Annotated in this window: 15 protein-coding genes and 1 pseudogene; 9 read left to right on the top strand and 7 right to left on the bottom strand. The window is 59.3% G+C overall.

Annotation, left to right across the window (positions count from 1 at the left end; genetic code table 11):
* Positions 1-47 precede the first annotated feature (47 nt).
* The 4 genes from IB250_RS14825 to IB250_RS14810 all read right to left on the bottom strand — a co-directional run bounded on the left by IB250_RS14825 (position 48) and on the right by IB250_RS14810 (position 5,626).
* Positions 48-1,820 carry an acyl-CoA dehydrogenase C-terminal domain-containing protein gene (locus tag IB250_RS14825; RefSeq protein ID WP_192344639.1) on the bottom strand — a complete coding sequence of 591 codons (1,773 nt, stop codon included), beginning with the start codon at positions 1,818-1,820 and terminating at the stop codon, positions 48-50.
* Positions 1,821-1,884: 64 nt separating this feature from the next.
* The gene (locus IB250_RS14820) at positions 1,885-3,555 is read right to left on the bottom strand and encodes a cation acetate symporter (RefSeq protein WP_192344638.1); all 1,671 of its coding nucleotides are present in this window, start codon (positions 3,553-3,555) and stop codon (positions 1,885-1,887) included.
* Positions 3,555-3,881, bottom strand: coding sequence for a DUF485 domain-containing protein (locus tag IB250_RS14815; RefSeq protein WP_046049842.1), 327 nt, complete (start codon positions 3,879-3,881; stop codon positions 3,555-3,557). Before IB250_RS14815 ends, IB250_RS14820 begins: the two co-directional genes overlap by 1 nt.
* A 122-nt stretch (positions 3,882-4,003) precedes the next feature.
* Complete coding sequence (locus tag IB250_RS14810; protein WP_192344637.1) at positions 4,004-5,626, bottom strand: acyl-CoA synthetase; 1,623 nt, start codon at positions 5,624-5,626, stop codon at positions 4,004-4,006.
* A 230-nt stretch (positions 5,627-5,856) separates the two neighbouring features.
* Between IB250_RS14810 and IB250_RS14805 the strand changes: the two genes are divergently transcribed.
* The 3 genes from IB250_RS14805 (at position 5,857) to IB250_RS14795 (ending at position 10,154) form a co-directional block, all read left to right on the top strand.
* A complete protein-coding gene (locus tag IB250_RS14805) occupies positions 5,857-8,133 on the top strand; it encodes a PAS domain S-box protein (protein ID WP_192344636.1) in 2,277 nt (758 codons plus the stop codon).
* A gap of 4 nt (positions 8,134-8,137) precedes the next feature.
* Positions 8,138-8,773 carry a response regulator transcription factor gene (locus tag IB250_RS14800; protein ID WP_074876618.1) on the top strand — a complete coding sequence of 212 codons (636 nt, stop codon included), beginning with the start codon at positions 8,138-8,140 and terminating at the stop codon, positions 8,771-8,773.
* Positions 8,774-9,011: 238 nt separating this feature from the next.
* Positions 9,012-10,154, top strand: a complete 1,143-nt coding sequence (locus IB250_RS14795) for a patatin-like phospholipase family protein (RefSeq protein ID WP_225603512.1) — start codon at positions 9,012-9,014, stop codon at positions 10,152-10,154.
* A gap of 9 nt (positions 10,155-10,163) precedes the next feature.
* Here IB250_RS14795 and IB250_RS14790 read toward each other — a convergent pair whose 3' ends face one another.
* Positions 10,164-10,817: an MliC family protein gene (locus tag IB250_RS14790; protein ID WP_412548342.1), complete on the bottom strand. Its 654-nt coding sequence runs from the start codon at positions 10,815-10,817 to the stop codon at positions 10,164-10,166.
* Positions 10,818-11,047: 230 nt separating this feature from the next.
* Here IB250_RS14790 and IB250_RS14785 point away from each other — a divergent pair, with 230 nt between their 5' ends.
* The 4 genes and pseudogenes from IB250_RS14785 to IB250_RS14770 all read left to right on the top strand — a co-directional run bounded on the left by IB250_RS14785 (position 11,048) and on the right by IB250_RS14770 (position 14,008).
* Positions 11,048-11,503, top strand: a complete 456-nt coding sequence (locus IB250_RS14785; RefSeq protein WP_192344635.1) for a YMGG-like glycine zipper-containing protein — start codon at positions 11,048-11,050, stop codon at positions 11,501-11,503.
* Between the two features lie 24 nt (positions 11,504-11,527).
* Positions 11,528-11,602: pseudogene (locus IB250_RS29065) on the top strand (hypothetical protein); the annotation flags it as partial.
* Positions 11,603-11,630: 28 nt separating this feature from the next.
* Entirely contained in the window at positions 11,631-13,094 is a 1,464-nt protein-coding gene (locus IB250_RS14775) for a DUF3300 domain-containing protein (protein ID WP_192344634.1), read from the top strand.
* 26 nt (positions 13,095-13,120) lie between these two features.
* Positions 13,121-14,008 carry a DUF2950 domain-containing protein gene (locus IB250_RS14770; RefSeq protein WP_192344633.1) on the top strand — a complete coding sequence of 296 codons (888 nt, stop codon included), beginning with the start codon at positions 13,121-13,123 and terminating at the stop codon, positions 14,006-14,008.
* A gap of 62 nt (positions 14,009-14,070) precedes the next feature.
* On the opposite strand, the gene IB250_RS14765 is transcribed toward IB250_RS14770, so the two are convergent.
* Both IB250_RS14765 and IB250_RS14760 read right to left on the bottom strand, forming a co-directional pair.
* Positions 14,071-18,903 carry a M10 family metallopeptidase C-terminal domain-containing protein gene (locus tag IB250_RS14765; protein WP_192344632.1) on the bottom strand — a complete coding sequence of 1,611 codons (4,833 nt, stop codon included), beginning with the start codon at positions 18,901-18,903 and terminating at the stop codon, positions 14,071-14,073.
* A 348-nt stretch (positions 18,904-19,251) separates the two neighbouring features.
* Positions 19,252-20,154, bottom strand: a complete 903-nt coding sequence (locus IB250_RS14760; protein ID WP_192344631.1) for a LysR family transcriptional regulator — start codon at positions 20,152-20,154, stop codon at positions 19,252-19,254.
* A gap of 337 nt (positions 20,155-20,491) precedes the next feature.
* Between IB250_RS14760 and IB250_RS14755 the strand changes: the two genes are divergently transcribed.
* Positions 20,492-21,832 (top strand): MFS transporter, encoded by a 1,341-nt coding sequence (locus IB250_RS14755; protein ID WP_192344630.1) that lies wholly within the window; start codon positions 20,492-20,494, stop codon positions 21,830-21,832.
* Positions 21,833-21,947: 115 nt separating this feature from the next.
* Complete coding sequence (gfa, locus tag IB250_RS14750) at positions 21,948-22,526, top strand: S-(hydroxymethyl)glutathione synthase (protein ID WP_192344629.1); 579 nt, start codon at positions 21,948-21,950, stop codon at positions 22,524-22,526.
* Positions 22,527-22,756: the final 230 nt, after the last annotated feature.

Below are 22,756 nucleotides of genomic sequence, written 5' to 3'. Positions count from 1 at the left end.
GCGAACGCCAAAAAGAGAGGAGCGTGGCGCCGCGTGCGGTTCAATCGTTAGAACTGTTCGGCGCTCAGGCCAAACAGGGAGGCACTGCCCGCGCGGATGGATTGCTCCAGGCTCAAAATGCGCGGCAGCAAGCGGTGAATGTAGAAGTCGGCGGTGGCGATTTTCGCGCCATAAAACCCTTCGTCTTCGGGCAGCTTTTGCTTGGCAACCTGCGCCATTCGCGCCCAGAGCCAGGCGTAGGCGACGTAACCGAACAGGTGCAAATACTCCACCGACGCGGCGCCGACTTCGTTGCGATTGGTCGCGGCCTGGTCCTGCAGCCAGTCGCTCAGGTCTTCCAGACGCTGCACGGCATCGAACAGTTGAGCGGAGAAGGGCGCGTCGGGCTGATGGGCGAAATGACGGATCTCACCGGTGAACTGGCGCAGCGCGGAGCCCTTATCGGCAAGCACTTTGCGTCCAAGCAAGTCCAGGGCCTGAATGCCGTTGGTGCCTTCGTAGATCTGCGCAATGCGCACGTCGCGGACCAATTGTTCCTGGCCCCATTCGCGGATGTAGCCATGGCCGCCGAACACTTGCTGGCCGTTGATGCAGCTTTCCAGGCCGGTGTCGGTGAAGAACGCCTTGGCCACCGGTGTGAGCAGCGCCACCAGGGTTTGCGCGTTGTCCCGTTCCTGGACGTCATCGGAAAACTTCGCCAGATCGAGTTGCTGGCCGACATAACTGGCGAACGCGCGGCCGCCTTCGGTCATGGCTTTCATGCTCAGCAGCATGCGGCGCACATCGGGGTGGACGATGATCGGGTCAGCCACTTTGTCCGGAGCAATGGCACCGGTCGGCGCGCGGCTCTGAACCCGTTCACGTGCATAGGCGACGGCGCTCTGATAGGACGCTTCGGCGCAGCCAATGCCCTGAATGCCGATGGACAAGCGCTCGTAGTTCATCATGGTGAACATCGCCGCCAGGCCTTTGTTGGCTTCGCCGACCAGCCAGCCGCTGGCGCCGTCGAAGTTCATCACGCAGGTGGCCGAGGCCTTGATGCCCATCTTGTGTTCGATCGAGCCACAACTCACGGCATTGGCATCGCCGAGGGAGCCGTCGGCATTGACCAGCACTTTGGGCACGACGAACAGTGAGATGCCTTTCGGCCCCGCCGGTGCGTCCGGCAGTTTGGCCAGCACCAGATGGACAATGTTTTCGGTCAGGTCCTGATCGCCACCGGTGATGAAGATCTTGCTGCCGGTGATGCTGAAGCTGCCATCGGCCCGGGGTTCGGCGCGGGTGCGGATAATCCCCAGATCGGTGCCGGCGTGGGCTTCGGTCAGGCACATGGAACCGGCCCAGCGGCCTTCGTACATCGGCGGCAGGTAGAGGTTTTTCAGGGTGTCGCTGGCGTGGGCATCCAGCGCCAGGCAGGCGCCGGAACTCAACGCCGAATACAGGGCGAAGCTTGCGTTGGCACCGTAGAGCATTTCTTCGAACTGCACGGCGAGCATCTTCGGCATGCCCATGCCGCCAAAATCGGCGTTGCCCGACAGGCCCACCCAGCCGCCTTCGATGTAGGTGGCATAAGCCTGTTTGAAACCGATCGGCGTGCTGACTTGGCCGTCGACCCACTGGGCGCCTTCCTCGTCGCCACTGCGATTCAATGGCGCAATCAGGTGCGAGGTGACTTTGGCCGCCTCCTCAAGAATGGCGTCAGCGGTGGCGGCGTCGACACTGTCGGCCAGGGCCGGCAGGCGTGCCCACAAGGCCGGGGCATCGAACACTTCATGCAGCACAAAGCGCATGTCGCGCAGCGGGGCGTTGAATTCGGGCATAACGTGAACCTCAAAAGGGTGTGCGATGGGCACGGCGCCGCTTGAGCAGGCCGTGCCCTTTCATTCAATGGCTGGAAGCGCTGGCGGCACCGAGGCCGGTCTGGGCGCGGACAAACTGGTCGGCGTAAGCGTCACGCTCCTTGTCGGCCCGCACGCTGCGGTCGAGTTTGGATACGGCGACGATCACAAAGAACGCCAGTGGCATGGAGAACAGCGCCGGGTGGTCGTACGGGAAGATGGCCTGTGCATGGCCGAGCACGGTGACCCAGACCGCTGGCGAGAGGATCACCAGGACCAGCGCGCAGATCAGCCCGGCGAAACCGCCGATGATTGCGCCTTTGGTGGTCAAGCCTTTCCAGTACATGGCCATGATCAGCACCGGGAAGTTGGTCGATGCGGCGATGCCGAAGGTCAGGCCCACCAGGAACGCGACGTTCATCTTCTCGAACAGAATGCCCAGCAGAATCGCGATGATGCCAAGGCCCACGGTGGCCATGCGGGTTACGCGCATTTCCTGTTTCTCGCTGGCTTTGCCCTTCTTGAACACCGTGGCGTAGAGGTCGTGGGAAATCGCCGAGGCACCGGCCAGGGCCAGCCCGGAAACCACCGCCAGAATGGTGGCGAAGGCCACGGCCGAGAGGAAACCGAAGAACAGATTGCCACCGACCGCTTTGGCCAAGTGCATGGCGACCATGTTGCCGCCACCAATCAAGGTGCCGCCGACTTCGCCATTGACGTAGTACTGCGGGTCAGTACCGATGATCACCATCGCGGCGAAGCCCAGGGTGCATACCACAAGGAAGAAGAAGCCGATGAAACCGGTGGCGTAGAACACCGATTTGCGCGCTTCCTTGGCGTTAGGCACGGTGAAGAAACGCATCAGAATGTGCGGCAGGCCGGCAATCCCGAACACCAGGCCCAGCGACATCGAAGCGGTGTTGATCGGGTCGGCGAGCATTGAGCCGGGGCCCATGATGTTCCAGCCGCTGGCATGGGCTTCGACGGCTTTGCTGGCCAGGGTTTCGTAGCTGAAGCCGAATTGCGACATGGCCATCAACGCCAGGGTCGTGCCGCCAGCCAGCAGCAACACAGCCTTGATGATCTGCACCCAGGTGGTGGCGATCATGCCGCCGAAAATCACATACACCAGCATCAGCGCGCCGACGATCACCACGGCTACCGGGTAGTCGAGGCCAAACAGCAACTTGATCAACTGACCCGCACCGACCATCTGCACGATCAAGTAGCAACACACCACCGTCAGTGAACCGAAGGCGGCGAAGATCCGCACTTTGTTCTGGTCCAGGCGATAGGACACGATGTCGGCAAAGGTGTAGCGCCCCAGGTTGCGCAGGCGCTCAGCCATCAGGAAGGTGATGATCGGCCAGCCAACAAAGAAGCCGATGGTATAGATGAAGCCATCGTAGCCCTTGGCGAACACCAGGCTGGACAGCCCCAGCAGCGTGGCGGCGGACATGTAGTCGCCGGCAATCGCCAGACCGTTCTGGAACCCGGTGATGCCACCGCCCGCGGTGTAGAAGTCCGAAGTGGATTTGGTTTGCCGCGCGGCCCACCAAGTGATGGCCAATGTGCCCAGCACGAAGACGAAGAACATGCCGATCGCATGCAGGTTGAGCGGCTGTTTTTCCACTGCACCCAGCGTGGGCGCAGCCAGCACAACGGAAGTCGGCAATAGCCCGGCAGCGGCGAGGAGAAGTTTACGCAGCAGAGTCATCACTTGCTCTCCTCGAGAATGGCGGCGCCCAGTGCATCGAAACGCGTATTGGCGCTGTAGACGTACCAACCGGTCAGTAGCCAGGAAAAAATGATGATCGCCGCGCCCACCGGCATGCCCAGGGTCAACATCCGATGCTCGGCGATCGGCGCGTGCAGCCACTGCGGGGCAAACGCCACCACCAGCATGAACGCGTAGTAAGTGCCGAGCACGGCAGCACTCAGCGACCAGGCCAGGCGCGAACGGCTGCTCACCAATTGAATGAATTTCGGGTTGGACCGAATGCGTTCACAGCGTTGGGTATCGGTTGAATGAATGTCGATCATGGGTGGCTCCACATTGTTTTTGTTATCAGTGTGTAGGTCAGGGGCAGGGCCAAATTCAGCCTGCACGAGCCCGAAGCGGCAGGTAAAACACCTGCCGCTTGGTGGGTACGACGTTGATTCGGTTAGAGCGCTTTGGCCCTGTCGCGCAGAACGTACTTCTGGATCTTGCCGGTTGAAGTCTTCGGCAGCAGGGTGAAAATCACCGTGCGCGGGACTTTGAAACCGGCCAGGTGTTCGCGGCAGAAACTGATGATGTCGGCCTCGCGAACGTCCTGGTGATCAGCCTTCAATGTGATAAAGGCACAGGGCGTTTCACCCCACTTCTCATCGGGACGGGCGACGACGGCCGCTTCCATGACGGCCGGATGGCGATAGAGCACACCTTCCAGTTCGATGGTGGAAATGTTCTCGCCGCCGGAAATGATGATGTCCTTGAGTCGATCCTTGATCTCGACATAACCGTTGGGATGACACACCGCCAGGTCGCCGGTGTGGAACCAGCCGCCGTCGAACGCTTCGGCTGTGGCGGTCGGGTTCTTCAGGTAGCCCTTCATCACGGTGTTGCCGCGCATGAAGATCTCACCGATGGTCTGACCGTCTCGCGGGGTCGGCTCCAGTGTCTTCGAGTCGCCGACCATCACGCCTTCGAGCGTCGGGTAGCGCACGCCCTGACGGGATTTGATTTGCGCCCGTTCGTCCAGCGGCAACTCATCCCACTCGGCATGCCAGGCGCAGAGTGTCACCGGGCCATAGGTTTCGGTCAGGCCATAGACGTGGGTGACCTTGATGCCCATTTGTTCCACGGCACCGATCACTTTGGCCGGCGGTGCGGCACCGGCGACCATTGCGTTGACCGGATGATCGATCGCCGCTTTAGCCGATTCCGGCATGTTGACCAAGGCATTGAGCACGATCGGCGCAGCGCACAGATGGGTGACCTGATGCTCGCGGATCAGCGTGAGGATTTTCTGTGGATCGACGCGGCGCAGAAACACATGCACACCGGCCATGGCGGTGATGATCCACGGGTAGCACCAACCGTTGCAATGGAACATCGGCAAGGTCCAGAGGTACACCGGATGGTTACCCATGGCCCAGGTCATCTGGTTGCCCAATGAGTTCAGGTAGGCACCGCGATGGTGGTAAACCACGCCTTTGGGGTTGCCGGTGGTGCCGGAAGTGTAATTCAGCGAGATGGCTTGCCATTCATCATCGGGCCACTGCCAGGCGAAAGCAGGGTCGCCTTCGGCCAACAGCGCTTCATAGTCCAGCTCGCTGACAGCCTGGCCTTCGCCGTATTCCAGATCATTAACGTCGATGACCAATGGCGGGTGATCCAGCATGCCGATTGCGGCGTGAATCACATCATGGAACTCACGGTCGGTAATCAGCACCTTCGCTTCGCCATGCTGCAGCATGAAGGCGATGGCTTCGGCATCCAGGCGCACGTTGAGCGGGTTGAGCACCGCGCCAATCATCGGCACGCCGAAATGCACTTCGAGCATCTCGGGAATGTTGGGCAACATCACCGCCACCGTGTCGTTCTTGCCGATGCCGCGACCGGCCAGCGCCGAGGCCAGACGGCGGCAGCGGGTGTAGGTCTGCGCCCAGGTGCGGCGAATCGAGCCATGGATGACGGCGGGATAGTGTGGGTAAACGCTGGCGGTGCGCTCGATGAAGCTGAGCGGAGACAAGGCAATATGGTTGACAGCCGCAGGGCCTAGCCCTTGTTCATAGATCGACATGTACGGGTACTCGGTGGCTGATTGTTAGCTCTATAGGTGACCTTGCAGCGTAGCCGCTGAGGTCGCCTTTTATGTCCGGCCTGCTTTATATAACATTCAGCTAGCGATATGGAAGTACAACCTACGTAATATAGAATATGTACTATATTTGATTCTTGCAGATCTAAATGAATACAGTGACACCGCCAAGGCCGGTATATCCTTGGCTTCCCCAACGAAGCGGACCTGTGATGACCCTGACTCCCGTTCGATTGCACAGCTGGTTGCGCCTGCAGCGCGAGGGTGTGTCCCTGGCCGCCCGGGCCGATGCGTTGTGCCGTGCGCTGCAGGATTGCCCTGAGGTGCGCCGGGCGGTTTATCTGAGTTGGCAAGCCAATGCGCGGATTTACAGCCACGAGGGCGCCGCCCAGCATTTTCCGCCGGGGCTGGGTGACCCTTCGCTGGCCAGCGATCAGCGGCTGTTTGATCGGCTGGCCGAAGCGGGGCGGCTGGATCTGGCTCAAGTACGTCAACTCGATTGTTGGCTGGCCGGCCGACTGCGCCGGGCCGCTATCAGCCATGGCCAGGTGTTTGATCTGGCGTTGCAACCGGGGCAGGCGGGTTTGTTGCTGGTGGAAGTGTGCGAGGGCGTGAGTCTTGACTGGCTGGGTTGGGTGCAGGACTTGCTGACGACGTTGCTGAGCAGCGTCAACGGCATGCTGCGCGGCTCGCCGCTGTTGGGGCACGACCCGCAACCGAGCCTGTTGCTCGATGCACAGGGCCGACCGCTGGAGTTCAATGCCGCGCTATTGGCACTGCTCGCCGAAAAGCCGCTGACTGATGTGCTGGGTTTTCTGCCGGTCAATCACCGGGTGCTGGTACACGCCTGCCTGGACCAGCAACGCGCCATCGAAGGGGTCGAAGCCCAGTTCGAAGCGCAGATCCTGATCTGGACGTTTATCCCCGATCCCCAGGACAACCGTGTGCTCGCCCGGTGCCGCGATGCCACAGCACAAGTGCTGGCCGAGCGTGAAGCGGCCACGGCACGACGGCTGTACCGGCTGATCATTGAAAACACCACCGACCTGATTTCCAGGCATACACCCGACGGGCGCTTTCTCGACGCCTCGCCGGCGTCCTGGACACTACTCGGCTACTGGCCGGAGGAGTTGCGCGGGCAAATGGCCCAAGGCTTGTTCCATGGTCAGGACCTGGCCAGCCTGGTGCAGCGCGCGCGGGATGCCCTGGAGCAGGACGGTTATCACACGATGACGTATCGGATTCGCCATCGGGATGGGCATTACCTGTGGTTTGAAACCGCGAGCCGGGCGATTCGTGAGACCTATACCGGGGCGGTGGTGGAAGTGGTGAGCGTGTCCCGGGACATTACCGCACGGGTGCATGCCGAGGAGAACAAGCGACGGCTGGCGGAAGTCGTCGAGGCCAACACCGATCCTGTGTTGTTTATCGACCCCGAGGGGCAAGTCACTTACCTCAATCCAGCGGCGCGGCGCATTCTCGGGATCGACGAGCAACAACCGATGCCAGCCCTGGCAACGTTGTTCGCCAGCGGCGACCTGGCACGCCTGCAGCGTGATGGCTGGAGCAGTGCCGAGCGCGACGGTGTCTGGAGCACCGATGCGCGATTGCAGCCACCGGCAGGCGACACTTCAGTGCCGGTATCGCTGGTGCTGCTGGCGCACCGTTCGGCCGGCGGCGAGCGCTATTACTCGTTGGTGGCGCGGGACATGACCGAGCGTGAACTACGTGAAGTGCAACAGCGCCGCCATCAGGACGAACTGGCGCACACCGCGCGGTTGGTCACCTTGGGTGAATTGGCCTCGGGCATCGCTCACGAAATCAACCAGCCATTGGCGGCGGTGGTCAATTACGCCAATGCCAGCCAGCGCTATTTACAGACACTGGATTCCAATCCCCAGGCTGCCGCCCGAGTGGCGCAAGGCTTGGAGCGCATTACCCATCACGCCACGCATGCTTCAGAAGTGATCAGACGTTTGCGGGCGTTTCTGCGCAAGGGGCAACGCCGGATGCAGGCCTTGAATTTCACCGACGTCGCCCGCGAGGCCGTGCGTTTATGTGCCTGGGAGGCGAGCAATTGCCAAGTGACAATCGAGGATCGCCTACCGGATAATCTGCCGCCGATTTATGCCGACCGAGTGCTGCTGGAGCAGGTCCTGCTCAATCTCTTGCGAAATGCCATCGATGCCAACCGCGAACAACATCCGGGGCAACCCTCGCTGATCGTGATGGCTGCGGGGCAGGGCGCTGGTACAACCGTGGAAATCAGTGTGCAAGACCAGGGGCCAGGCGTCAGCGAGCCTGAACTGGAGCAGATTTTTACCCCGTTCTATACCAGCAAGGCCGATGGCCTGGGACTCGGCTTGTCCATGAGCCGCAGCATCATCGAAGGTTTTGGTGGCGAGTTACAGGCCCGACGCCAACCTGTCGGGTTGCTGATGTGCTGCCGTTTGCCGCTGGCCGGCCCAACAAAACAACAACAGGAATAACGTAATGGCAGGTGTGACGGAGCACGTGGTGTATGTGGTCGACGATGACCAAGGCATGCTCGATTCAACCGTCTGGTTGTTGGAATCGGTAGGGCTCAAAGCCTTGCCGTTTACCAGTGGCGTGGCGTTTCTCAATGCCTGTGATGCCAGTCTTGATGCCTGCGTGCTGCTCGATGTTCGTATGCCCGGCATGGGCGGTTTGAATGTGCAGGAAGAAATGCGCGCACGTGAGCTGAACCTGCCGATCATTTTCGTCAGCGGGCACGCAGATGTGCCGATCGTGGTTCGCGCCTTCAAGGCGGGCGCCCATGACTTCATCGAGAAGCCCTACAACGAACAATTGCTGCTGGACAGCGTGCAACAGGCGCTCAGCAACTGCGCGGCAAACCGCTCGGGCAATCAGGGGCACGAAGCCTTGCAGGCGCGCTTGCTGACACTGACCCCACGGGAGCGCGATGTCTTGCTGCCGCTGGTCCAGGGTTACACCACCCGCGAGATCGCCGAGCAACTGGGCGTCAGTGCGAAAACCGTCGATCTGTATCGTTCGCGGGTGATGAAACGCATGCAGGCCAATACCTTGCCGGACCTGGTGGGCATGGCCATCGCCGCTGAACTGGTCGATCCGCTGAAGCTGCGCTGATTGCTGGCGTTTCTAATGATCGTCCATGGGGGGGGAGGATCAGCCGCAGGACAGACCGGACGTCCCGCCAACCCCATGGCTGCCTTTGCTTGCGCTAGCATGAAAGATGTTCAGGCCACTCGCCATTGAGACTGGTCATTGGTGTGTAGAGTGTGCGTGACGGGCGCTGTCAATTGCAGGGGCCGGAGGAGGCGTGTTGAAACCATTCCCGCTCAGACCTGGCGCCTCAACCCTGAACATGTTGCGTCAAGCATGCCTGCAACGCCGTGATGCGGTGCCGCCAACGTTAACGGAAAAAGCGCTGATCCCGGGCATTCCAGATGCTCGCTACTGGCTGGACCAGGACCTGACGCCGTTCATTCGGGATGTGAGCCAGGCCAACCTTCGAGAGGCTGAGGCACTCGCCCGCGCAGGGCTACCGAATGACATCTTGCCGAGGGCAAATTTGCTGGCCGTTTCGGGTGGCGGTGACGCTGGCACATTCGCCGGGGGCATCATTGCGGGATGGACCCGGCATGGGACTCGACCTGTATTCAAAGTCGTCACCGGTATTAGCGCTGGCGCCCTGGTCGCCCCGTTTGCCTACCTGGGGCCCCAGTACGACGATGTCATTGTGCGAATCTGCAATGCAGTCGGCCCAAAAGACATTTTCCATGCGCGCAATTTGCTGACCCGTCTTACCAGCGATGGCTTGGCACACAGCAAGCCACTGTCGCGGCTCATTGCACAGCACGTCAATGCCGAGATTCTTGCGGCGATCGCCTCGGAATACGCCAAGGGACGGCTCCTGATGATCGGTACCACCGACCTTGATTCAGGGCGCCCGGTCACCTGGAACATGGGCGCTATTGCCTCCAGCCAGGTACCGGGAGCGCTTGAGCTGTTTCGCAACATCATGGTCGCGTCGATGAGTATTCCCGGTGCCGTCTCACCCGTCATGATTGATGTGGACGTTAACGGCCACCCGTTTCAGGAAATGCACGTGGACGGAGGTGTCCTGACGCAGGTGTTCCTTTACCCACCCGGCACCGTGATGGCGCTGAACCAGGTGCCCGGGGCGCGTTTGCGTCGTGAACGGCATTTCTATGTGATTCGCAACGGCAAACTGGAACTGCAATGGTCCGGAACGAAGCGCCGAACCTTGAGCATCGGCGGTCGAGCCATCAGCGCATTGATCCAGACTCAGGGGATCAGCGATCTGGACCGAATTTACCGAATTGCCCAGCAGGATGGGGCGGACTTCAATCTGGCGTACATCGGCTCCGATTTCCGCATTCCTCGCCTCCATAAATTCGATGGCGAGTACATGAAGCGCTTGTTCAAATACGCCTTTGAACTCAGTGCCAAAGGCTATCCGTGGCATAAATCGCCGAGTACGTGAGAGACGGTCTCAGCTGACAGGCTCGAGCATACAACTCATTTCCCCTGAGCCTGGCTTCTGGAAAAGCACCGCGTTGCCGTCTTGCCAGAAGCTGTAGTTCCCTTGGGAATCCTTGCCGGTGTATTGGGTTCCTGAATCATTCTGCACCTGGCTTAGGGTGATCGAGGTGTTCGCCCATTTCAGGTACACGACACCAGGCTGGGTGTTAAAGAAGGTGGCGGCAAGCAGCGCATTAAACCCTGTACACCGAAACGCCAGCGGGCCTTCGGTGAGTCTGTCTGGATCCTTGGTTCTCGCAATGACCGAGCCTTGACGCAGCTGGTGCGCGCGCTCGGCATACTGTCGGATCGTACACGCCTTGGGCGCAGGGTCGGAGGCACACTGATTGCGGGCGTCGATCCAGAACTGCTGGTCGATCATGATTTTGTCCGGACGCGGTACTGAATGATCATCCGTGAGCGCCAGGCGATAAAGACGCGTCAGTTCGATATCCATCTGCATCAGTTGTGGGTCGCGACAAATCAGCTTTTCGACCGACGCCGTTGCTGTGGCGCAGTCGAAACTGGTGTGGAAGATGGGCGAAGCATTTGCACAGGTGCTCGTCGCCGCGCACACGCTGGCAGCGAACAGGCACGTGAGCGTTTTCATGTTGGGCTGATTCATTACCTGATACCCGGATTGCTGTGGGATCTATTGATCCGTTGAACAGTCATTTGTTCGCATTGGGTGTATCGCAGTGTAAGTCAGTGCTTAAAAATTGCCGCACCAATTCGAGGGGGCACACGTACAAAAGGAATTAGAAGTTGCACTCTAAGAACATTGTTCCAGGGTTAGTCGCCAAACGCTGAACTAGACTCAAATATCCAAAGCACACTGATAACAGTGGAGGCTTTATGAAGAAATCCATCCCCCCCTGTCTGGCTACGATTGTCTCGGTATTTTGCCTTTGCGCTTCAGCCGAGACCGTAACGCCGCTCAAAGGGCAGTCCCCCGAAATGATTCAGCAGGACATAAGCTCATGCCAGGCTCAAGCCGGGAGTGCGACAAGCACCAGCACGACGTCTCAATCAGGTGGACGTGCCCGTGGTGCCGCTACTGGCGCAGTAGCAGGTGCGGCGGTTGCCGGAGCACGCGGTCGTCAGCATGACGAGCTTTATGACAAGGTAGACGACGATGTTAAACAGGAATATCGACAGAACCAGGCCAAGGATGCGGCGGTGGCAGGTGCGGTTGTAGGTGGATCTCGGCAACGTCAGGATCGTCGCCAGGATCGCCGGGCAGAACCGGCGGCTACTGCTTCCGCCTACAACAGTTGCATGCAGCAACGGGGCTATCAGATCACCCCTTGAACTGGCGTTAAAGGCTTGAAGAAAGCCAAGAGCATGAAGATCTGTATCGTCTTTGACGGGCGCGACGGTGCAGGGAAGGGCGGAACGATCAAGGCGCTCAAGCCTGCCTGACCACAGAGGGGGTGCAATGCGCATTCCATTGTTCTACGCAGTGTCAGCTGTATTGTTTTTGAGCGGATCTTCCTGCCTGGCGCAGCCATTGGATGCGAGCGCGACCACAAGCACTGTCGATACAGTGCCCGTCACCGCGGCGGCCAAAGATGCCGTGTTTACCCAGGAGCAGCTGGATCAAATGCTGGCTCCTATTGCGCTTTACCCGGACCCACTGCTGGCCCAGGTGCTGATGGCCACCACCTACCCCGGGGAAATCGCCGAAGCGGTCACCTGGTCTAAAGCACACCCGGACGCCAAGGGCGATGATGCGGTCAAACAAGTGGCCAACCAGCCCTGGGATCCGAGCGTGCAGGCGCTGGTTGCTTTCCCTCAAGTCATGGCAACGCTGGGACAGGATCCCGTCTGGGTGCAACGCCTGGGTGATGCCTTCCTGGCGCAGCCCGACGATGTCATGGGGGGCGTACAACGCTTGCGTCATCAGGCCCAGGCAGCAGGCAACCTGCAGAGCAACCAATATCAAAACGTGACGGTGCAGGCGGCTGCGGCACCGGCAGCTCCGGCTCCGGCTCCGGCCAGCAGCACCTCCACGATCATCATTCAGCCCTCCGATCCGCAGGTGGTTTACGTACCCAGTTATAACCCGACAACAACCTACGGCACCTGGCCCTATCCGGCATCGCCTCCCGTGTACTATCCACCGCCGCCGGCCTATTACCCCGGTTCGGCATTGATGGCCGGGCTGGCCTTTGGTACCGGTGTGGCTATCATCGGCTCGTTATGGGGTGAATGTGACTGGGGCAACAACGACATCGACATTGACGTCGACCGCTACAACAACATCAATCGCAACAACCAGATCACTCGGAATCAGAACAAATGGCAGCACAACGCTGTTCATCGCGATGGCGTTCCCTACCGAGACAGTAAGAGCCGCGAACAGTACGGCCGACAACTGGACGGTGCCCGTCAGCGTGAAGCCTATCGAGGGGACGATGCTCAGCGAGCCCAGGCTCGTGAAAAAGCCCGAGGTTCAATGGACAAGCACGGTATCGAGCGACCTGCCACCAGCAACCGCGAAGCCCGTGATTCGGCGCGCAAAGCCCAGTCCGCAACCGCGCCCGGCAATCGGATGCAAGCCGGTACCGACAGACCGAAAGCGTCTGACAGGAGCCAGGGCACAGCCAGAACTACTCGGGAGAGTCAGCCTCCCAGGAAACAGACCGCTCAGGTAAATCAGCGCGGACAAGGCGATTTGCAAGGGCGCCAGACTGCGCAAAAACGGCCGGCTGCCAGTACCGGCAGTGCGCGCAACAATGCATTCGCCGGCGTGCGCTCGCCAACCCAAGCCAACGCACAAGCCAGTCGTGGCCAGGCCAGCCAGGCATCCGCCCGGCGCCCCAGTGCCTCGCGTCCAACCGGCCATCAGGTCAGTCGGCCGTCCAGTCCACCCGCGCGTCAAAGAGGGGGCCGTCGTTGAAAAACAATGCTCGAGTGAAGGCTCTCATGGGCTTGCGCCTTCATGTCATGGCGATCGCTGCCGGCTTGACGTGGTCGTGCATGGTTACGGCACAGCAGGCATTTCCAACCCCGGAAATGGCGGCCCAGGCGTTCGTCGAAGCGCTGGGTACGGAACATGCCGATCAGGCACGCTTGGCAGAGTTGCTGGGTAATGAATGGCGCAGTTTCATCCCGCGCGAAGGCGTGCAGCGCAGTGATGTGGATGCGTTTTTGAAGCAGTATCGCGAGCAACACGCCATTGAAAAAACCAGCGATAGCAAGGCGGTCCTGTCGGTTGGCAGTGACCACTGGACATTGCCTATCCCCATGATAAGAGCCGCGAACGGTTGGCGCTTCGACATCGACGCCGGCAGCGCCGAAGTCCGCGCACGTCGAATTGGCCGCAACGAACTCGCCGCGTTGCAATCAGTGCTGACTTATCACGACGTCCAGATGGAATATGCATCCGTGGATCGTGACGGTGACGGCGCGCTCGCCTACGCGAAAAAAATCTTCAGCGCCGCCGGCAAGCACGACGGACTTTATTGGGAGGATGACGATAGCGGTCAGATCAGCCCGTTGGGTCCCTTGTTCGGCAAAACCATTGCCGGCGAAGACTGGCAGGGTTATCACTTTCGCATCCTTGATGGCCAAGGTCCTTCAGCACCGGGCGGTGCCTACAGCTACCTCATCGGTGACAAGATGATCCGTGGCTTTGCACTGATCGCCTGGCCGGCGAAATACGCCGACACCGGGGTGATGAGTTTCATGATCAGTCATGAAGGGCAGGTGTTCGAAAAAGACTTGGGACCCGGTGGTGACAAGTTGGCGCAGTCGATGAAACGCTTTGATCCAGATGACAGTTGGAAGGTGGTTACTGTAGATCAAGAGTAGATCTACCTGGGTACTGCAAAACCCCTTTGGGAGCGGGCAAGCCCGCTCCCGGGGATGTGAGCCTAACCCAAGGCTGTGAAATCGCTGGCGTGCAGCTCCTGGACACCCACCAGCTGGATTTCGAACTCCGGGATGGCGTCGGCATCGACACTGCCGTAAAGAATGCCATCGGCAAAGCGCAGTTGGCCGGTGGCGTCGGCAGGGTCAAAGGCATTGCTGCCGACGAAGGTGAAGGCGTCGACAGCGGTGGTCAGCGGGTTGGCGTCCAGGCCGGTGAAATCCAGAAGATCGCTCTCAGTGCTCTTGAATCCGTTGATCACATCGCGCAAAGCCCCGATGCCCATGTCCGACAGCGCACCAAACGCGTAGGTATCCGCGCCAGTGCCAGCGGTGAGGTTGTCGGTGCCTGCACCGCCGATTAGCCGGTCGTTGCCCGAACCGCCCACCAGCGCATCGTTGCCCGCACCACCGTTCAGAACGTTCGCAGCGCTGTTGCCCGACAGACTGTCGGCGTAGGCGCTTCCCGTCAGGTTTTCGAAGAATTTCAAGGTGTCGAGTCCGGAACTCACGGTGTTTTGTTGCGCTGATGTCGAGAGGTTTACGGTAACGCCGGACAGGGCCCGTTCAAAGGACACCGTGTCATTGCCATCGCGCCCATCCAGCACGTTGTTCCCGGCTCCGGCGAACAGTGTGTTGTCCAGCGCGTTGCCCGTGCCATTGGCGGCGCCAGTGCTATCGATATACAGATGCTCGACGTTGTTGCTGAGGGTGTAGGCCGCCAGGCTGCTGTGCACACTGTCGACCCCTCCCGGCGCCGCATTGCTGTTGATCTCGATCACGGTGTCGTTGGCGTTATCGACATAGTAGGTGTCGTTGCCATCGCCGCCGCTCATGCTGTCGTCCCCTGCGGCACCATTGAGCACGTTATTGGCGGCATTGCCGGTGATGAAGTTGTGCCGCTCATTGCCGGTGCCGTTGATGGCCGACACACCGGTGAGCACCAGGTTCTCGAGGTTGGCACCCAGGGTCCAGCTGATCGAGGCCTGCACCGTATCGATCTGTGAGGTCGAGGTGTTGGTTTCCACCACTCGGTCGGACGCGTTATCGACCACATAGATGTCGTTGCCATCGCCACCGGTCATGGTGTCGGCGCCCAGTTTGCCATCCAGTGTGTCGTTGCCCGAACTGCCCACCAGGGTATCCGCCTGGTCGGTACCGGAAATCATGTTCTGAGCGTTGTCGAAAATGTCCTGCACGCTATTGTTGTCGTTGGGGTTGCCCTGGAAGCCAAGGTCATTGGCAATGTAGTCGGCCAGGCGCTGGCCGACGATCTCCGCCGACTCCTCGTGCAGGTGCCAGACGTCGTCGGGATACGCCTGCGGATCGACTTCGTGGCGCAAGGGCAGGTCGGTGTAGTCCACCGCCAGCTTGACGTCGGCGCGCTCGGCGGCGATGGCTTCCTGGGCGGCGCGGACATAGCCAACCCCCTCGACGATGGAGGCAATTTTCTCCTCCGAATAACCACGGGCACGTGCCGCGTCCTGCTCGTAGTGACCTGTTTCCATCAAGTACACGCTGAAGTTGCCGAACTGGGTATGCAGGTAATCAAACACCTTCAGGGTCGCGGCCTTGTAGGCCGCTGCTGCCGCTGCTTTGTCCGTGGCGCGAGCGATCTCCTGGGCGGCTTCCTCGCCCTGGCCCCAAACGATGCCCATGGTGACGTTATCGATCGATTGCAGTTCGGTGAGCTGGTCGCGCAGCAGCGTCACGGCGCGCAACAGCGCAGCGCCAGGTTGGTTGGTGTCGGTCAGCCACCAGCACAACTTGAGTTCCTCAGCGCTGAGAGTCGACAGGCCGGTAACCGTGCTGCCGCCCACCGCGATGTCGATGCCGTTGCCATTGGCATCGGTGAATTGGCTGCGCACGTCATAGGGGGTATAGCGGTCCAGGTCGTTGACCAGCATCGAGGTGCCGGACTGATTGTCGTCCTCCGTCATGCGCAGCAGGCGCGCATTGGATTGGCCGAGGGTGGGCAGGTAGAGGATGTCCTGCTGGACGCTCTCGCCGAATACGAAGTCGCTGGCGGTCAGGGTGTTGAGGTAGTTGCCGCTGAGGGCGATTTCAAAACGATTGCCATCGGCATCCGCTACGGCGGACTTGATGTAGGTCTTGTCGCCGGCCGCGTTGAGTGTGATGTACAACGTGCCATTGCGGCCATCGCCGAGGCCTACAAAGCCCGGGCCCGAAACATCGATCTTGTCGACGCCTATGGTGAAGTCATAAATCGTGTCGGTGACCGTGACACCGCCGGTGTCGTAGTCGCGGTAGCTGTCGAGCACGTTGGTATAGCGGAAAATGTCGGCACCGTCGCCGCCGTACAGCGAATCGCGTCCGGCGCCGCCATCAACGATGTCCGCGCCGGTGCCGGCCTTGATTGTGTCGTTGCCACCGAGGCCGAGGATCAGGTCCGCACCCGCCGTACCGTTGAGGGTTTCGGCGTTGTTGGTGCCGGTGATGGTGTTGGCGGGGGCATCGGCCACGACCAGGGCGAAGCTATCGCTGACCGATGCACCGGCCGGGTCCGTGGCTTTGACCAGCACGTTGTAACTGCCGGACGCGGTGCTGGTTGGCGTGCCGGTGAAGGTCAGGTTGGTGGCGTTGAAGCCCAGCCATGCGGGCAGGGCGCTGCCATCGGCCAGGGTCGCGGTGTAGCTGAGGCTGTCGTTATCCGGATCGGTAAAACTGGTGGCCGGCACCGCGTAGCTGAACGGGGTGTTTTCGGTCGCGTTCTGATCCAGCAACGCCGTTGCCACCACCGGCGCATGGTTGACCGTTGGCGAAGTGGCAAACACGAAATTGGCGCTGGTCAGCGTGTTGAGGTAGTTGCCGTCCAAAGCCACTTCGAAGCGGTTGCCATTGGCGTCGGCGGTCAGGGACTTGATGTAAGTCTTGGTGCCGGCACTGTTGAGCACCACGTACACGGTGTTGTTCTTGCCATCCCCCAGGCCGGTGAAACCCATGGCCGAGAGGTCGATTTTGTCGGCGGTGGTATCGAAGTCGGTGATCAGGTCGCCAAGGTTGGCGCCGCCAGTGTTGTAGTTGCGGTAACTGTCCAGGCGATTGGAGAACACAAAGATGTCCGCTCCAGCGCCACCGGTGAGGGTGTCCATGCCGGCGCCGCCGTCGAGCTTATCGTCGCCCGCACCGCCACTGAGGTTGTCGTTGCCCGCCAGGCCGAGGAGGGTGTCGGCAGAATCGCTACCCAGCAGCGAGTCGCTGCCGCTGGTGCCGGTGACCACACGATTGAAGATGAAATTGCTGGCGGTGAGGGTGCTGGCGAGGTTGCCAGAGAGAATCAGCTCGAAGCGATTGCCGCTGGCGTCGGCATCGTAGTCCTTGATGTAGGTGCGGTCGCTGCTGGCGCTGTAGCTGACCTGCAGGGTGCCGCCATGGCCATCGCCAAGACCGGTGAAACCGAGGCCGGCGAGGTCGATCGTGTCCTGGGTGACATCGAAGTCGGTGATGGTGTCATCGAAGCTTGTGGTTGCGTTGCGGTAACTGTCGGACTGAGCGACGAAACGGAACGTATCGGCGCCCGTACCGCCGGTGAGTTTGTCGATACCTGCACCACCCACCAGAATGTCGCCACCGGCACCGCCATTGATGGTGTCGTTGCCGGCAACGCCGTAGAAAATCTCGCTGGCGGCACTGCCCAGCAGGGTGTCGTTGCCAGCCGTGCCTTGCACGGTGGTCATCGGCACCGTGGCGCTGACGTAGCTGCCGTCGCCATAGATCAGCGTGGCACCGTTGCTGGTGTGGCTAATGGTGTTGCCGATGATGGCGTTGCGATCAGTGCCGTCTTCGTTGCGTTCGGCGACGCCGTAGGTCGACAGGTCGCTGCCGATGATGATGTTGCCCTGGATCGTGTTATCGCTGCCGTTGAAGTACTTGCCGGACACACCCAGGGTGTCATTGTAGGACTGGATAATGATTTCCGGTACGGGGCTGCCCAGGGAGTTGTTGTTGAGCGTGTTGTCGATGATCTCGACGTGGTTACTGCCGTAGATGCGTATCCCGGCGCTGGCGTTGTCGTGAATGTCGACGCCGCTGACCGTCACCTCGCTGGACATTTTGATCAGCACCCCTTCGGCGCCGTTGCCGTACACCTCGCCACCGATGATGGTGATGTTGCTGGGGGAGGGGATGTCCTCGCTGCCGCGCTGGATCACGATGCCATTGCCGCCGTTGTCGTAGGCGACGTTATTGGTGAGTGTGAAGTCGTGGGTGCTGGTAACGATGTTGAAACCGTGGCGATCGTTGTCGTAGGCGATGTTGTTTTCGAAGGTGCTATTGCTGAGGAAGTCAGCCACGAAGCCGTCCAGGCCGTTGCCGTGGGACACACTGTTCTTGATGACCATGTTGACGGTCTGCTCGTGGGGGTCGAAACCGTACCCGGAGCAATCCTTGATCTCGACGCTGTCGAGGGTGACGTTGGAGTCGTAGCCTGCTTCGCCAGGAATGTAACCGTTGAACCAACCGTCGATCTTGCCCGTGGTGCTGTCACGGTTGCCGTCGATGGTGAGGTTACTGACGCCGAAGTCATGGGTTTCCTCGCCATAGGCGGAGCGGATGACCCCCGTGATCTTGGTGTCGGAGCCGTCAGCCACCTTGACGGTGGTTGCTCCCATGCCGTCGCCGTACAGGTAGACGTTGCTCTTGAGCATCAGGCAACCGTCGGAGGGTTCCTCACCCCCCGAAACGATATAGGTTCCGGTCGGCATATACACCTGCCCACCGCCTGCAGCGGCCGCCGCATCAATTGCACTTTGAATCGCCGCCGTGTCGTCAGTGATGCCATCTCCTTTGGCGCCAAAATTTTGTACATTGAAAATCATGAGCTTATCTCCGTATCAGGCGAAAACCTCGAAAGATGCCAATATTCCATCGACAGCTACCGTGTTATGACCCAGCGGAGGGCAAAAGTTGTTACCGCGCATCGGGGGAGCGTCAAAAAACCGGACTAACTGATTAACGGTTACGTGGTTTTTTGAGGCATTTCGGAAAAGTAACGTTCTGTTGACGTTTGCTTAGGTGGCGAGTGATGCCCTGTGGGAGCGGGCTCGCGAAGGCGATTTTTCAGGTTCGCTTAGGCTCGTCGCAAAAAAAACCGCCTTCAGGAAGGCGGCTTCTTCATTCAATCAAATCAAACCTGGAACTCGGTTCCTGCGGGTCGACCTTGATATTCAATCGGAGAACAGCTCAAACATGAGCTGGCGTAACCAGCGATTGGCCGGATCCTTGTTGTATCGGGTATGCCAGAACAGATTGATCTCGATTTTCGGCAACTCCAGGGGCGGCGGTAGAACGGCGAGTCCGAAGGGTTGTTCGCAACTGGTGGCGAATCGTTCAGGCACAGTTGCCAGCAAGTCCGTACGTTGAAGTATGTGGCCTATCGCGACGAAATGCGGAACCTCCAAACGGATATTTCGCTCGATGCCCGCACGTGCGAGAAACGTATCAACTTCGCCGTGTCCTGTGTTCGCCGCTACAACACGAACGTGGTCATAGCTGCAAAAACGCTCAAGCGTCAACGGTTCCCGGGTGGCAGGATGGCCTTTGCGGCACATGCAGACGTAGCGATGGTGGAACAAGCGCTGCTTGAAAAAACCGGCTTGAAGGTGAGGAAGTAACCCGACGGCCAGGTCGATAGCACCGTTCTGCAGCCCTTCGGCCAGGGTATCGGTGTTGTTGCGCAGCGTACTGATCGAGCAACCCGGAGCGCGTTCAGCCAGCGCATCCATCAGCCGCGGCATGAAGTAGATTTCACCAATATCCGTCATGGCCATGGTGAATCTTCGATTGCTATTAAGCGGGTCAAACGTGTCCTGCCGGCTAAGTGCATCGCGCAATGTTTGAATGGCTTGCGCAATCGGCTCAGCCAGCTGCCGGGCGTAAGGCGTGGGCTCCATTCCCTGGTAGGTGCGTACGAAAAGTTCGTCGTTCAAGGCGCTACGCAACCGCTTTAGCGCGTTGCTGACCGCGGGCTGGGTCAGCTCAAGATTATCCGCCGCAGTCGAAACCCTGCGGTCGATCAGCAGTTGGTTGAACACCAAAAGCAGATTGAGATCCAGCTCACGTAATTCCATAACGCCTCGTGCAGGTTGGCTCATACCAGAGCAATAAACCGTTGCCCGTCGTTGGGTCTGCACCGCTCTGAAATGGCCGCTGCAAGAATCACAAGCCTATCAAGTGCTAAACCGTCGCGTCCATTGTAAGGGTCGCTTGGCTTTTGCTCGTGTCCGATCTTTATTCACGTTCGAAATAATAGGTATTCGGATCACTGCATTTATCACGGTTGATGCCTTGGCCATGATCGCTTCAATGCCCAATCCTCAAGCACGTCGGCCAGCGAGTTGGGCACTGCGCAACTCCCGGAGGCATCTGAACCTCCGGCTCTATAACAATGACAAAAAGAGCGATGCCATGCGTACGATCGATGTATCAGCCCTGATTGACGGGGCACGTTTCAACGCCTTCCATGCGCGCGTACTGTTCTGGTGCGCACTCATCATCATCTTCGACGGCTATGACCTGGTCATCTATGGGGTTGTGTTGCCCTCACTGATGGCCGAGTGGGGGCTGAGCTCATTACAGGCGGGAGCGCTGGGTAGTTGTGCGCTGGTGGGAATGATGTTGGGCGCGCTGTTTTTCGGATCATTGTCGGACCGGATAGGCAGACGTAAAACCATCATGATGTGCGTAACTCTTTTCAGTGGTGTCACCGCGATCAACGGCTTGGCGCAGAGCCCGGAGGCTTTTGCGTTGTGCCGGTTTGTTGCCGGTCTGGGGATTGGCGGGGTCATGCCGAACGTTGTCGCGTTGATGAACGAGTACGCACCCAGGAAATCCCGCAGCACCTTGGTCGCCCTCATGTTCAGTGGCTACTCGCTAGGAGGGATGCTGTCTGCGGGTTTGGGCATGGTGTTGATTCCTCAGTGGGGATGGCAAGCGGTGTTCTATGTGGCCTTGATCCCACTGTTGGCGTTGCCATTTTTGATACGGCAGTTGCCTGAATCGATGGATTTCCTTCTACGAACGGGTCAGACGATCAAGGCCCGGATATTACTGACGCAGGCCGTACCGAGTTATGTGCCCAGCGCAACCGATCAGTTGAATCACACAGTCGCTAAAGGCACAAACGCGTCGATTGCGCAGTTGTTCCAAGAGGGGCGCAAGTTGAGCACCTTCATGCTATGGCTGGCGTTTTTCTGTTGCCTGCTGATGGTTTATGCATTGAGTTCCTGGTTGCCGAAACTCATGAGCGCCGCTGGTTACGGCTTGAACTCGAGCCTGGCGTTTCTGGTGGCGCTGAATCTTGGTGCGATTATCGGCGCGGTGGCCGGCGGGTGGCTGGGTGATCGAATAGGCATCGCCAAGGTCTTGTTCGTCTTCTTCAGCTGCGGTGCTTTGGCCCTGAGCCTGCTCGCACTCAAGGCCCCTTTACCTGTGCTCTATTTGCTCATCGCCGTTGCCGGTGCGTGCACCATTGGCACACAGATCCTGGCCAACGCTTGCACCGTGCAATATTACCCGCCGCAGATCCGGGCTACAGGCCTCGGTTGGGCGATGGGGGTAGGGCGCACCGGTGCCATCATTGGTCCTCTGCTGGGCGGCGCACTGCATGCCTCATCGTTACCGCTGCAGGCGAGTTTTCTCATCTTCGCTATACCGGGGCTGGTAGGGGCAATAGCCATTCTGGTCTTTCTGATCCAGAACGCGCGAAATCGATCTGGCTCCCTTCGTCACTCATACCATACTACTTGAACGTATTAATGAGGCCTTCGATCTGATGCATGAAGGCACTATCAAATACTGATCCGCGCCCTGGAGCTCAGGCTCCAGATCCAGTTCGAATACTCCCTGATACTGGAGGTTTATCGTGAGCAATTTGAAGCTTCATCCTTCACTGGATAACGGCATAGCGCCAAGCGCTGCAAATTTCTCTGGCGGTACCCTGCAATGCCTGTGTCCGACCGACAAGGTTGAAATCAGGATTGACGCTCAGACTCTGCACAATCATGCCTGTGGCTGCAGCAAGTGCTGGAAACCCGCAGGTGCGAAATTCGCGGTCGTAGCGGTTGTTCCTCGCGATAAAGTCAGCGTCATCGCGAACGCTGAGAAGCTGGTCATTGTTGACGAGCGCGCCACTATTCAACGACATGCTTGCAAAGAGTGCCATGCGCATATGTTCGGCCGCATCGAAAATAAAGACCATGCGTTCTACGGCCTGGACTTCGTGCATACCGAGCTTTCTCCGCAAAAAGGGTGGGCTGCACCGGGCTTTGCAGCCTTCGTTTCGTCGCTCATCGAAACCGGCACTCCGCCGGAGGACATGAAGGAGATTCGCGAAAAACTGCGCGCGCTCGGTTTGGAACCTTATGACTGCTTGTCGCCAGATCTGATGGACGCATTGGCTACGCAAGTGGCGAAGTTGAATGGTGTTCTCGCATCCCGTTAAACCCATTTGCCGAATGTATTGTTCGGCACGATCCACCCTGGCTGAACCATGAGTGCAATGCCCTTCACCTGGATCCGTTCCAGGTGAAGGGCGTTGCGCTCAAGCAGCATTTTTCGGCGAACAATATTCACATTCGTAATGTTGAGTATGAGAGTTACGGTATTTATCAATAGCGCTCAGATGGCGATGATTCAGTTACTCCAATAACAATCAGCCTCATGGGTACCTTG

The sequence above is a fragment of the Pseudomonas sp. PDM09 genome (genome assembly GCF_014852305.1).
Taxonomy (GTDB): domain Bacteria; phylum Pseudomonadota; class Gammaproteobacteria; order Pseudomonadales; family Pseudomonadaceae; genus Aquipseudomonas.
This window is presented reverse-complemented; position numbering and strand designations above follow the sequence as displayed.

Excerpts from the sequence above, each read along its gene's own strand:
- IB250_RS14825 (WP_192344639.1), bottom strand. The coding sequence starts at position 1,820 with ATGCCCGAATTCAACGCCCCGCTGCGCGACATGCGCTTTGTGCTGCAT.
- IB250_RS14820 (WP_192344638.1), bottom strand. The coding sequence starts at position 3,555 with ATGACTCTGCTGCGTAAACTTCTCCTCGCCGCTGCCGGGCTATTGCCG.
- IB250_RS14815 (WP_046049842.1), bottom strand. The coding sequence starts at position 3,881 with ATGATCGACATTCATTCAACCGATACCCAACGCTGTGAACGCATTCGG.
- IB250_RS14810 (WP_192344637.1), bottom strand. The coding sequence starts at position 5,626 with ATGTCGATCTATGAACAAGGGCTAGGCCCTGCGGCTGTCAACCATATT.
- IB250_RS14805 (WP_192344636.1), top strand. The coding sequence starts at position 5,857 with ATGACCCTGACTCCCGTTCGATTGCACAGCTGGTTGCGCCTGCAGCGC.
- IB250_RS14800 (WP_074876618.1), top strand. The coding sequence starts at position 8,138 with ATGGCAGGTGTGACGGAGCACGTGGTGTATGTGGTCGACGATGACCAA.
- IB250_RS14795 (WP_225603512.1), top strand. The coding sequence starts at position 9,012 with ATGTTGCGTCAAGCATGCCTGCAACGCCGTGATGCGGTGCCGCCAACG.
- IB250_RS14790 (WP_412548342.1), bottom strand. The coding sequence starts at position 10,817 with ATGAATCAGCCCAACATGAAAACGCTCACGTGCCTGTTCGCTGCCAGC.
- IB250_RS14785 (WP_192344635.1), top strand. The coding sequence starts at position 11,048 with ATGAAGAAATCCATCCCCCCCTGTCTGGCTACGATTGTCTCGGTATTT.
- IB250_RS14775 (WP_192344634.1), top strand. The coding sequence starts at position 11,631 with ATGCGCATTCCATTGTTCTACGCAGTGTCAGCTGTATTGTTTTTGAGC.
- IB250_RS14770 (WP_192344633.1), top strand. The coding sequence starts at position 13,121 with ATGGGCTTGCGCCTTCATGTCATGGCGATCGCTGCCGGCTTGACGTGG.
- IB250_RS14765 (WP_192344632.1), bottom strand. The coding sequence starts at position 18,903 with ATGATTTTCAATGTACAAAATTTTGGCGCCAAAGGAGATGGCATCACT.
- IB250_RS14760 (WP_192344631.1), bottom strand. The coding sequence starts at position 20,154 with ATGGAATTACGTGAGCTGGATCTCAATCTGCTTTTGGTGTTCAACCAA.
- IB250_RS14755 (WP_192344630.1), top strand. The coding sequence starts at position 20,492 with ATGCGTACGATCGATGTATCAGCCCTGATTGACGGGGCACGTTTCAAC.